This window comes from Mangrovibacterium sp. (assembly GCF_041596335.1).
GTDB lineage: Bacteria > Bacteroidota > Bacteroidia > Bacteroidales > Prolixibacteraceae > Mangrovibacterium.
The window spans coordinates 63,295-75,369 of record NZ_JBFHIT010000006.1; the positions used below are offsets into that span (position 1 = coordinate 63,295).

Annotated in this window: 10 protein-coding genes; 1 reads left to right on the forward strand and 9 read right to left on the reverse strand. The window is 44.0% G+C overall.

Annotation, left to right across the window (positions count from 1 at the left end; translation table 11 throughout):
* Positions 1-11: 11 nt before the first annotated feature.
* The 5 genes from ABZD21_RS03945 to speA all read right to left on the reverse strand — a co-directional run bounded on the left by ABZD21_RS03945 (position 12) and on the right by speA (position 6,300).
* A complete protein-coding gene (locus ABZD21_RS03945) occupies positions 12-557 on the reverse strand; it encodes a GNAT family N-acetyltransferase (protein WP_372773037.1) in 546 nt (181 codons plus the stop codon).
* Positions 558-565: 8 nt separating this feature from the next.
* Positions 566-1,123 carry a dihydrofolate reductase family protein gene (locus ABZD21_RS03950; protein ID WP_372773039.1) on the reverse strand — a complete coding sequence of 186 codons (558 nt, stop codon included), beginning with the start codon at positions 1,121-1,123 and terminating at the stop codon, positions 566-568.
* A gap of 340 nt (positions 1,124-1,463) precedes the next feature.
* The gene (locus tag ABZD21_RS03955; protein WP_372773041.1) at positions 1,464-2,984 is read right to left on the reverse strand and encodes a carbon-nitrogen hydrolase family protein; all 1,521 of its coding nucleotides are present in this window, start codon (positions 2,982-2,984) and stop codon (positions 1,464-1,466) included.
* Positions 2,985-3,062: 78 nt separating this feature from the next.
* Positions 3,063-4,244, reverse strand: coding sequence for a T9SS type A sorting domain-containing protein (locus ABZD21_RS03960; protein ID WP_372773042.1), 1,182 nt, complete (start codon positions 4,242-4,244; stop codon positions 3,063-3,065).
* Positions 4,245-4,407: 163 nt separating this feature from the next.
* A complete protein-coding gene (speA, locus tag ABZD21_RS03965) occupies positions 4,408-6,300 on the reverse strand; it encodes a biosynthetic arginine decarboxylase (protein ID WP_372773044.1) in 1,893 nt (630 codons plus the stop codon).
* Between the two features lie 342 nt (positions 6,301-6,642).
* Between speA and ABZD21_RS03970 the strand changes: the two genes are divergently transcribed.
* Complete coding sequence (locus ABZD21_RS03970) at positions 6,643-9,456, forward strand: M16 family metallopeptidase (RefSeq protein WP_372773046.1); 2,814 nt, start codon at positions 6,643-6,645, stop codon at positions 9,454-9,456.
* An 81-nt stretch (positions 9,457-9,537) separates the two neighbouring features.
* Here the strand turns inward: ABZD21_RS03970 and arsB are convergent, their stop codons facing one another.
* The 4 genes from arsB to ABZD21_RS03990 all read right to left on the reverse strand — a co-directional run bounded on the left by arsB (position 9,538) and on the right by ABZD21_RS03990 (position 11,905).
* Positions 9,538-10,584 (reverse strand): ACR3 family arsenite efflux transporter, encoded by a 1,047-nt coding sequence (arsB, locus tag ABZD21_RS03975; protein WP_372773047.1) that lies wholly within the window; start codon positions 10,582-10,584, stop codon positions 9,538-9,540.
* The gene (locus ABZD21_RS03980; protein WP_372773049.1) at positions 10,571-10,999 is read right to left on the reverse strand and encodes an arsenate reductase ArsC; all 429 of its coding nucleotides are present in this window, start codon (positions 10,997-10,999) and stop codon (positions 10,571-10,573) included. The genes arsB and ABZD21_RS03980 overlap by 14 nt, the downstream gene beginning before the upstream one ends.
* 60 nt (positions 11,000-11,059) lie before the next feature.
* Positions 11,060-11,398: an ArsR/SmtB family transcription factor gene (locus tag ABZD21_RS03985; RefSeq protein WP_372773051.1), complete on the reverse strand. Its 339-nt coding sequence runs from the start codon at positions 11,396-11,398 to the stop codon at positions 11,060-11,062.
* A 108-nt stretch (positions 11,399-11,506) separates the two neighbouring features.
* On the reverse strand, positions 11,507-11,905 hold the full coding sequence (locus ABZD21_RS03990; RefSeq protein WP_372773053.1) for a hypothetical protein: 399 nt from the start codon (positions 11,903-11,905) through the stop codon (positions 11,507-11,509).
* Positions 11,906-12,075 lie beyond the last annotated feature (170 nt).

Below are 12,075 nucleotides of genomic sequence, written 5' to 3' on the forward strand. Positions count from 1 at the left end.
TTTGAACGAGGCTATCTTATTTCTGATCCGGAAATGTTGTCAACGGAAAGCTGATATAATCGTAATTCGTTCGGGTCGTTAGAAATATGTACGCTTGTCTTCCAAGTCATCCCCAGTTTTTCGAGAAGTCGTTGGGAGGAGATGTTTTCGTGAGTAGTTATGGCATATAATTCCGTAAACAGAAAGTCCTCGAAGGCTGCCTGTTTGATTCGGCTGGCGGCTTCAAAGGCATAACCCATCCGTTCGTATTGTTCCAGAAGAGCATAGCCAATGTCGATACCTTCCAGACCTTCGCGGTCGTACAGTCCGCAGCTTCCCATTTTAGCTCCGTCGGTTTTTCGGATGATGGTGTAGTTGCTGAACCCCAGCCGTTCCAATTGGGGCAGCATTTTCTGCCGAATATAAATTAGGGCATCCTTTTCGGTTTGAAGACCTCTCGAACCGATATTGGAGAGCCATTTTTCCGAGGTCATTAGCTCGAAAATAAACCCGGCATCCTCTTTGGTGGTTGGCCGGATTAGTAAGCGCTTCGTTTCGAAAAATTTGTGCCTTTTCATGCTCTGTTTCAGCCTCTTTTGTAGTAGAGCACCAGGGTGCCACTTTCGCGAAACAGTCGTGCGTCGGTAATTTGCAGGTTCAGCTCCTTATTGATGCCTTCAAAAATAGTTTTGCCGCTACCTAATATTACGGGGTCGATCATAATCTCATATTCATCGATCAAATCGGCTTCTGCCAATTGCTTCAAAAGGCTGCCACTCCCCATTAGGGTGATATTTTCACCTTCCGTTTCCTTAATTTTTTTGATTTGGCTAACAATATCATCGCTAAGAATCGAAGTATTGTTCCACTCGGTTTGTTTGAGCGTATTGCTGCAAACCAGCTTCTCTGTTTGGTTCAATCGCAAAGCGACTGCCGGGAACAACTCGTAGGCCATTGGGCCCACCCAGAAGTTGCGAATCAGCTCGTAAGTACGACGGCCAAAAAGCAGCGTTTTTCCTTCCTGTAATTTGGTTTGGGCAAATTCAATTTCTTCGGAACCGTTGCTGTGCCAGTCGATATTGCCGTCGGCTCCCTGGTAATAGCCATTGAGGCTGGTAAATATGAAAGCGGTTATTTTACGCATGAATTTCTATTTTCAACTTTTAGCGGCAGCAAAGATAGAGAACTTTTACTGTTTTTTCCCGTGTCGCGACTCTCAGCCGAGCTTCAGACAACCCAGTTCATTTATTATTCTGTGAGGTATTTTCGGATGGATGTCTTTTCGTGGGGGATTTTGAACAACCCAAACAGGCAGCATGGTTGTCAAGTCGTTTTTCGTTGTTCAAAACCAATAGTCGGCCTCGGTGCGGTTATTCGGGTTTTCTACGAGATCGGCTTGTAGTCGATTTGAACCGGAATGATTTGTACTTTGGAATATTTATTTTCCAGAGTGCAAATCATGCCGGAACAAATTCACCCAAGTGTTATTTGGTTTTTATTTCGTAGAGGTCGGTTCTTCGGTCTCTTAGAGTTCGCACGCTTCCCAGTTGGTTTAGTTCGCGAAGCATATCGATATCCACATCGGCGATCAGAATCATCTCGGTGTTAGGTGTTGATTCAGCTTTGATTCCGTTTGCAGGGAACGAGAAATCGCAAGGGGTAAACACCATGGATTGGCCGTACTGAATGTCCATATTGTGTACTTTGGGCAGGTTGCCCACCGACCCGGTAATGGCTACATAGCATTCGTTTTCGATGGCTCTTGCCTGTGCGCAATGTCGTACTCTGGAGTAACCGTTCTGCGTATCAGTCAGGTAGGGCACAAATAAAATGTCCATGCCATCGAGTGCGAGCAGGCGACTAAGTTCCGGGAATTCAACATCATAGCAGATTAATATACCGATTTTACCACAGTCAGTGTCGAATGTTTTCAGTGTTGAGCCGCCTTGCAGTCCCCATACTTTGGCCTCATCCGGAGTCACGTGCAGTTTTTCGAAGCGTTCAACCCCGCCATCGCGTTTACACAGATATCCCACATTGTAAAGTTTGCCATCGACGAGTTCCGGCATACTTCCGGTGATGATGTTAATGTTATACGAGATCGCCAACTCGGCAAAACGCTGAACCAGTGGTTCGGTAAATGAGGCTAGCTCCCGAATCGCGTCAGCTTCACCCAAATGGTTGTTCTCAGCCATCAATGGAGCGTTGAAGAACTCCGGAAACAGAGCGAAGTCGGAGCGGTACCCCGAAACTGCATCGACAAAAAACTCGGCTTGCTGCATCAGTTCTTCAACATCTTTGTAGAGGCGCATTTGCCATTGAACCAATCCGAGTCGGACTACTTTCTTGATTGTTGTCGCTTTGTTGCTTGGCTTTTCGTAGTAAATGTTGTCCCACTCAAGCAACACTGCATAATCGTTCGACTCTTCATCCCCAACCAAATAATTTTTAAGAATACGAGCCGGATGAAAATCATTCGACATCTGGAAGTCCAGAACCGGATCGTGAATCTCTTTGCGACGTACCTTATCGATGTATTGTTTCGGCGTCATTTCGCTCGAATACTTATGGAAGTTGGGGATCCTGCCGCCAAAAGCAATTCCTTTTAGATTTAAGCGTTCGCACAATTCTTTTCGATAGTCGTACAGGCGACGCCCCAATCGTAGTCCCCGGAAACGTGGCTTGATGAAGATATCGATGCCATAGAGCATATCTCCGGCCTGGGTGTGGGTGTTGAAGGAGTGATTGTTCGTGATTTGACGATAGGTGTGTCCGTTTTCGAAATTATTGTAATCGACGATAATGGACAGGGCACAACCGGCAAAATGACCATTCACTTTTATGGCTACCTGGCCTTCGGGAAACTTCCTGATTAAGGTCTCAACCTGCTCCATTTCCCAGTATGAGTTCTCTATTTTTGCATAGGCCTCAATCATTGCTTGTTTCAAATCTTCATAGTCGTCCAGACTAAGAAATACTAATTCAATATTTTCAATTTCTTCCATAATTTATACTTGTATTGTGCGTGAAAATCAGAGTGGTAATTCGGGGCCTAAATTAGCAGAATTTTCACTGTTGGTTCTTTAATAACCGGCTTTTTTGTCTTGTTTTATAATTTTATCGACCCACGAGTAGCCGGTATTTTTGTTGACGAATTTCAAGAGATATATCCCATTTGGAAGACTTGCCAATTGGAGGTCTATTTCAGAGTTTTGCGGAACAAATAATTGGGTTAACTCGCCTTTTGTGTTGAGTAGCTGGAGTTGATAGTCGCTCAGGTTTTGACCACTAACATGAAGCATTTGGCTGAAGGGATTAGGGTATATGAGAACCTCATTCTTCGGATTGTCTAGTGAATCGGCACTTGATGTGCTAAACGGAGTGCTTATGGTTAGCCGGTATAGATTTCGGCCAATATCAAAAAAACTCCAATATTCGTCGGTTAGGTAAAGGGTTGAATTGTTGGCAAAGCAGATGGATTCTTTTTGGGTGCTGGAGCTCAGATCGTAGGTTTTGTAATCGCCAGAGAAAAAGTCATCTCCGGTGAAGTTATAGAAAACCCAAACCTGGTCGTGCGAAAGCAACGCCACTTGTTTGCCATTTGGGCTAATGTCGGCTGCTGTAATCCAGTAGCTGTAAATTGATGTTTCTTCGAGATCAGAACCACCACTGGCAAAACTGCCAATTTTCTCCGCCACATAGTCGCCCGGCTCATCGGGGATACGATAGAGATTGGTTCGAACAGGTAAGCTACGGTTTTTCGAAAAAAGATACAGGTAGTGGTTGAACCAGATCATCGCTTCACAGTCGAAATCCAACTGGTCGTCAGCCGGCGGAAATTCGGTTTGATCGGGGTATTTGAAGGTTATTGTCTGCGCGTCGACGCTTTGTGTTTCAGTGTTAACCGGGCTGGGAATCTTGTAAATCCGCAGATTCTGACGCTTGTTTTCATTGTTCCCAATATCGCCGATATAGAAGTTTCCGCTGGCATCCTGAGTCAATTCCTCCCAGTCTTCATTAATGGCTCCGTTAACCAGAACTGATCGAACCAGATTGCCAAGCGTGTCGCATAAATACAGCATGTTTTGGCCACTGCTATCGTTGATAGTCCAGATTTCATTATTGCCGGTGAGTTCCACTCCGGATGTTTCGGCAACCACTTCCGGAAGGCGGCACAGGGTTTTCAATCCGGTTGAATAGCAGGAAACGCTAAGTCCAAACGCCTGGGTGCAGATCAAAATAAGAGTGCATAGTCGGGTTTGCATGAACGTTATTTTTTCAATTGATAACAAAAGGTATAACATCCAACGGAAAAATAGGTTACAGAAGTCGCACTTTTTTGAGAAGAGCTATTTTAGGACGCGACAGTAAATGCCAAAAAAAAGCCACCCGAATTCGGATGGCTTTTGCTCACTATGCAGGTAAGTTTTATTCCAAATACGTGTAACCGTATAGTCCGGAACGATAGTTCGAAAGAAATTCTTTTCCTTCTTCTGCCGTTATTTTTCCCGATTTTACAGATGTAGTCACCCAGGTTTCAACCATCCGCACCATCTTTTTCGGATTGTACTGAACGTAATCAAGTACTTCGGCTACTGTTTCTCCGTCAATGACCTGATCGATATGGTAGGTCTTGTCATCAACCGATACGTGAACAGCATTGGTGTCGCCAAATAAGTTGTGCAGGTCGCCCAATATTTCCTGGTAGGCTCCAACAAGGAATGCACCAATATAATACGGCTCGCGGGCTTTTAACGAGTGAACCGGCAAGTTGGACGAAATATTCTGAGTTGAAATAAAGTTATCAATCTTACCGTCCGAGTCGCAAGTAATATCTTGCAGGGTTGCCGAACGATCCGGTTTTTCATCCAATCGGTGGATGGGCATTATCGGAAAAATCTGATCTATCGCCCAACTGTCCGGAAGTGACTGGAATAGGGAGAAGTTGCAGAAATATTTGTCCGACAATAATTTCGAAAGACTTCCAAGTTCTTCCGGATAATGGCGCATTTTGCTCACCATTTTATTGATTTCGCGAGCAACTGACCAGAATAGACGCTCGATTTGCGCACGTGTTTTAAGATCCAGCAATCCAAGGCTGAAACGATCCAGCGCTTCCTCCCTGATTTGTTGGGCATCGTGCCAGGCTTCGAGCATTCGTGGTTGATTCAGATTGTCCCACAGAGCGTACAGTTCTTTTACCAGTTCGTGATCATTCTCCTGAACTTCAACGTCATCGTCCCAACTGGGAAGAGATGCTGATTCAAGTACTTCGAAAATCAATACGGAATGGTGAGCTGTAAGTGAGCGACCTGATTCGGTAATAATGTTCGGGTGCGGTATGCCGTTTTTATTACTGGCATCAACCACGGCCGAAATAGCGTCGTTTACGTATTCCTGAATACTGTAGTTTACGCTGCTTTCGCGGTTTGCCGAACGGGTTCCGTCATAATCAACACCCAATCCGCCGCCAATGTCAACAAATTCGACACTAAAGCCCAGTTTAGCCAGTTGAACGTAAAATTGGGAGGCTTCGCGCAATGCGATTTTGATTCGACGAATTTTGTTAACCTGGCTTCCAATATGGAAATGAACCAATTTTAAACAGTCCTTCAGATTGTGGCTTTCCAGGTAGTCCAGTGCTTCCAGAATTTCGCTGGAGGTCAGGCCAAATTTGCTCCCGTCTCCACCCGAACTTTCCCATTTGCCGCTTCCGCTACTGGCCAGCTTGATTCGAATACCGAGGTTTGGTTTTATTTTTAGTCGTTTGGCGATTTTAGCGATCAGTTTTAGCTCGTTCAGTTTTTCAACGACGATAAAAATTCGACGTCCCATTTTTTGAGCCAAAAGAGCCAGTTCGACATAGTCTTCATCTTTGTATCCATTGCAAATAATCAGCGAGTCGCTATCGGTGTTGATGGCGATTACAGCATGCAATTCAGGTTTCGACCCAGCTTCCAGACCAATATTGAATTTTTGGCCATGGCTAACGATTTCTTCAACCACCGGGCGCATTTGATTCACCTTGATGGGGTAGATCAGGTAACTGTTAGCCTGATAGTCGTACTCTTTGGCTGCAACTTTGAAACAGCTGGTCATCTTTTCAATCCGGCTGTCCAGAATATCGGGAAACCGAACTAATAGTGGCAGTGCAACATCTCGCACTTGCAATTCATCTACTAATTCTTTTAAATCAACTTGAGGGCCACCTTTTTGGGGTGTGACTACCACATTCCCACGATCGTTTACAGAAAAATAGTTGATTCCCCAACCATTAATATTGTAGAGTTCTTCGGTATCCTCAATGCGCCATTTTCTCATTCTGTTCTTGTCAAAAATTTGTCAATAGGGTTATTTTAAAGCGTGCCAAAGATAAATTTTTTAGAGAGTTATCTTCGCATTCAACGGATTGAATTTAAGCAAAATCAATGATTCTGTTTATTTTTAACCTTAATTCCGAAAGAAACACGACCGAAATCCTTACGAATCGTCGGTATTCCTATTTTCAACCGATGATTTAATTGAAAAACCTTAGTATACAATCAGATGTTGAAAATTAACAATAATTTTAGGTCCTGGATGTAATGATAGGGCTTGTACGAATACCCATTCACAAAATCACCTGTTAGCGTTTATATCGAATTTAAATATAAATCTTTACCCATGAAATTTACACATCTTACAATTCTGGCTTTGTTCATCCTTTCTGTTCAGTTTTCGGGGATAGCTCAAATGAGAACAACAATCCCACTGAATGAAAAGGTCGTTAGTGGAGTGCTGCCGAACCACATGCACTACTACATTTTAAAGAATGAGTTTCCGAAAGATCGGGTTAGTTTTTATTTTGCACAAAATGTTGGTTCAATTCTGGAGGATGACAGCCAAAAAGGGCTCGCTCACTTTCTCGAACACATGGCTTTTAACGGAACGGAGCATTTTGCCGGGAAAGGATTTCTGAATTTGCTTCAGAAACACGGTGTTCGTTTCGGCGCCGATATTAATGCCTATACCGGCTACGACGAAACCGTGTATAACATCAGTAATGTGCCAACTGCCGGAGAATGGCTGCTCGACTCCTGTTTGTTCGTCTTGCACGACTGGTCGGGTGGTTTGTTGCTTCAGGATGACGAGATTGATGCTGAACGTGGTGTAATCCGCGAGGAGTGGCGTACCCGAAGAACTTCGGGCTTGCGACTTTATGAACAGACCTCGCAGGTGCTTTTCAAGGGCTCGAAGTATGCAGACCGAATGCCAATTGGCGATATCAATATCGTGAATAATTTCGAATATAAGGAGTTGCGCGATTATTATAATAAGTGGTATCGTCCCGATTTGCAGGCAGTTGTGATTGTTGGTGATGTGGATCCGGTGGCGATGGAGCAAAAGGTGAAATCTATTTTTTCCGGTATCGGGTTGAATGAAGACAGAGCCGAAAGGGCTTACGAGCGTATTCCGGATCACGATGATACATACTACTGTCTGGCTACAGATAAGGAGGCCAAGTACGTCAATATTTCCTATCAGGAAATTTCTGATAACCCAATAGTAAAGGATGAAAAGGAACTGAGGGATGAACGGATCAGTTCGTTGATATTTTCCATGTTCAATAGTCGGCTGGATGAGTATATTCAAAATAATGAAACCGATGTTTTGGCAGCTCAGGCTGGCTTTAATTCAGTGACACGTTTGCAGCGCTCCTTCAACCTGATTGTTATTCCCAAGCCGGAAAAGGAAATTGACGCTTACCGCGAAGTTTACTCTGAATGGGAAAGAGCCACCCGGTTTGGATTCACGGAACCGGAGTTGGAACGGGCAAAGGATAACACATTGAGCCGGTACAAGAATTATGTGGCCAATCAGGATAAAGTTGAAAATGACAAATGGGCAAGAGGCCTGTATAATTATTTCCTGAAAGCGGAGCCATTCCTCGCTCCGGAAGTGGAATTGGCCGTGCAGCAAGAAATGCTCGAAACAATTAGCCTTCAGGATGTAAACCGGGCTGTTGCGGCAATTTCAACTGGACGGAATAAAATTCTGACCCTCACAGGTCCGGATGCGCCAGAAAATACGTATCCAGCGTTGGCCGATTTTGAATCGGTGATGACAGCGGTACAGACAAGCGAGTTGGAAGCTTACCAGGAAGAAGATACCAGTACTCCTTTAGTAACCGATGAATTGGCGCCTGCAGCTGTGAAAGAAACTTTTTTGGTTCCGGGTTTAGTTGACGCAAAAGGATATGTTTTGCAAAACGGTGCCCGGGTGGTGATTTATCCGACCGATTTAGCGAAAGATGAAATTTTATTTTCGGCAGTGAGCTTTGGAGGATCGTCGCTGGTTGATGAGGCTGATTTAGCCTCAGCCGATTTTGCGGTGAATGTTGTCGAAAATTCCGGATTAGGTGAATTTAAAGCGACTGATTTGTCGAAGAAACTGAGCGGGAAAATTGTTGGTGTCACTCCGTTTATTGGCGATAATACCGAGGGTTTTAGCGGGTCCAGTAATATCCGCGATTTCAGTTCTTTATTGCAGTTAACTTACTTGTATTTTACAAGTCCTCGTTTCGAAGAAACAGCTTACCAGAAATTACGCGATCAGTATGAAGCGTATTTGAAAAATGCTGCCGCCGATAATCAAAAAGCAATGCGCGATACGATTACCCGCGTTTCCAGCAATTATAGTCCTCGTGCACTGGTTTTAAATCAAGCGTTTGTCGATGCTGTTAGTTTTAACCAGATCCGCGAGGTGTTCACCGATCGTTTTCAAAATGCAGGCGACTTTACCTTTGTTTTTGTTGGCAACGTGAGCGAAGAAATGATGCCCGAAATTCAGACCTATATCGGAAACATTCCGGGAACAAGTGAGACGGAAGTGGTTGTCGATCACAAACTTTATCCTTCCAAAGGCAAAACCGAACGAACTGTTTTGCGTTCGATGGATACTCCTAAAACAACGGTTTATCTGAACCTTTCGGGTAAATTGGCCAAGCAGAACGAAACGAAGTTGAGCTTGTATTTCCTGTCACAACTGTTATCAAAAAAGTATTTGGATACTATTCGCGAAGATGAGGGTGGAAGTTACGGCGTTGGAGTTCGCTCGAGTTTTAACGAAATTCCGGAAGAACGTTATGCGATTCAGATTAGTTTTGATACCGATCCCGAAAAGTATGATCGGTTGATGGAGATTGTTTATAATCAGATTGATGAGTTGAAAAACGGAACCGTTGATTTGGTGGATTTCGACGAAGTCAAATCATCGATATTGAATATGCGCGAACAAAGCGTGAAAACCAATAAATTTTGGATGAATGATATTGTCGATTATTTGCAGACAGGTGATGTGATCTATGGCGACGACGAATATAAAGCGTTGGTAGATGGGATTACTCCCGAATCTGTGGTTGAGTTCGCCAGACAGATTCTGGCTAGTCCGGACACCGTAGAAGTAATTATGAGCCCTGCGGAAACTGCTGCGAATTAGCTCGGTAAAAGTTTGAAAAATGCAAGAGGCCGTCTCAATCGTAATTTGAGACGGCCTCTTTGTGTGAATAAGGAATTGTACTTATGCTACGGCAACGAAGTATTTCTTTTTAAACCAAAGAGCCAGGTTGACCAGTGAGATAAGAACCGGCACTTCAACCAGTGGACCAATCACAGCAGCAAAAGCTTCGCCCGAATTGATGCCGAATACAGCAATGGCGACCGCAATGGCCAGTTCAAAATTATTCGAGGCAGCGGTAAACGAAATGGTGGTTGTTTTTTCGTAGTCGGCGCCCGATTTTTTCCCCATAAAAAAGGAAATAACGAACATGAGCACAAAATAGATCACCAGCGGAATGGCGATTCGAATCACATCCATCGGAATTTTAACAATGTATTCGCCTTTAAACGAGAACATCACGAAAATGGTGAATAGCAACGCGATTAATGTAATCGGGCTGATTCTCGGGATAAACTTTTCCTGATACCATTGTTCACCTTTCAAGCGGGTAAGGCTGAAGCGGGTGAGGAAACCGGCTGCAAAAGGAATTCCCAGATAAATGAGGACGGATTCGGCAATCTGTCCGATGGTAATATCAACCTGGAATGTCTGCAGTCCAATCAGGTCGGGTAGAATTCCGAGAAACACCCAGGCGTACACCGAGAAAAACAAGATCTGGAAAATGGAGTTGAAAGCGACTAGCCCAGCCGCATATTCGCGGTTTCCACCAGCCAGATCGTTCCATACAATTACCATGGCAATGCAGCGCGCCAAACCGATCAGAATCACTCCGGCCATATATTCCGGATAATCCTGCAGAAAGAGCACGGCAAGCACAAACATGAGAAGTGGGCCAATCAGCCAGTTTTGAATCAGTGAGATTCCCAGCAACTTTACGTTACGAAAAACCCGTCCGAGTTCCTCATATTTCACTTTGGCTAGTGGCGGATACATCATCAGGATAAGTCCGATAGCCAGCGGGATATTGGTCGATCCGCTTTGGAATTGGCTCCAGAATTGATTGATTTCGGGAGACAAGTATCCAATAAACACGCCGGCCAGCATGGTAGCCAGAATCCAGAATGTTAGGTAGCGATCGAGAAACGATAGGCGCTTATTTGAGCTCATTTTTGATGTTTTTCAGGTAGAAATCGTAAAATCCGGCTTTGATTTCGTCGCGAACCCGGAGGAATTCACTCCAGATAAACTCGTCGGTTCCAACGGCGTGTGATGGATCGTCGAAGCCAATGTGCAGTCGGTGTTTTACTTTGCCGAGAAACGCCGGGCAAGCTTCGTTGGCGCCTCCACAAACGGTGATTACATAGTCCCATTCATCATTCAAATAGGTTTGAACGGAGTCGGAGGTGTGGTGACTGATGTCGATCCCAATTTCTTTCATCGCTTGTACTGCTTTGGCATTCAGTTTGCCTGAAGCTTCTGTTCCGGCAGAACAAACGGTAATGTTCGAATCGAATGATTGAAGAAAACCATGGGCCATTTGGCTGCGGCAACTATTGCCGGTGCAAAGAATTAATACCTTCATTTAACTTTTTTTTAGATTGATTTGTATTCAGAGAATAAAGATGATGAGACGAGCAGTTGATTAGCTTTTGCAGCTTTGATTGTCGGGCAACTCAACAGAGTCCAGAAAACTGCCGAGAAGTTGCTTTAGCTCTTTTATTCGACTTTGATTCAGGCAGTAGTTGACTTTCACTCCGTCGATTGACCCCTTTATCAGTCCCATGTTTTTTAATTCAGTCAGGTGCTGATTCACGGTGGTCCGACTAAGTGGCAGTTCGTTTGAGATATCTCCGGAGATACACATTTTCGAGGCAGCCAAGTATTGTAAAATAGCTAAACGGGCCGGATGCGCCAGTGCCTTAAAGTAGCCTGCTGCTAGTTGCAGCTCCTCGTCAAATAATTCAACTTTTGCTGATGTCATCTTGTAATTGTTTAATGACGCAAATATACGTCAAATATTAATACAACGTAAAAATACGTCATTAAATTTCGATTAAATGACGTATTTCGTTTGTATTGAGTGTTTTTGTTACTCGTTATAGAACAAGGCAGCGTATTCTTTGTAGGCTGTTACCCAGGGTTTCATAACCTGAGGGGTGAAGTTGTTTCCGAAGCCAAATGCCAGTGTGTCGATAAATACAGCACCGATTGTATCTAACGCATCGGGTTGAATGTTGTAATAGTTGAGTTTGGCCTCAAGCTGTTTGATTTCCGGAAGTGCCGTTTTGGTGTCTTCTATTGAGTTGCTGGCAACTTCCACAATTCGCGAGAATTCAATTCCGTGATTGGCTTTGTCATCGGCGAAAAGTTGATCAAGTTCTGAATCGAGATCGGCAATTCGGTTGTAGAAATATTTTGCCAATCGAGGCAGGTTGCCTTTAATTTGAGGATATGATTTTTTGATAAGTTGAATGTCTGCCTCTGTCATGTGGATGATTTTTTTGATTTCCTTCGAATTTAACGACAAAATAGAAGTCAGAAGGGCTGAAAAAAGAAAATGTCAGTAATTGGTTGTTAAAATTAACAAATAGATATTTTGGGGCTCTTATATTAGTGTGTTTGGCGCGGTGTTGCTTGATGTTGGATCAAATTGACGGG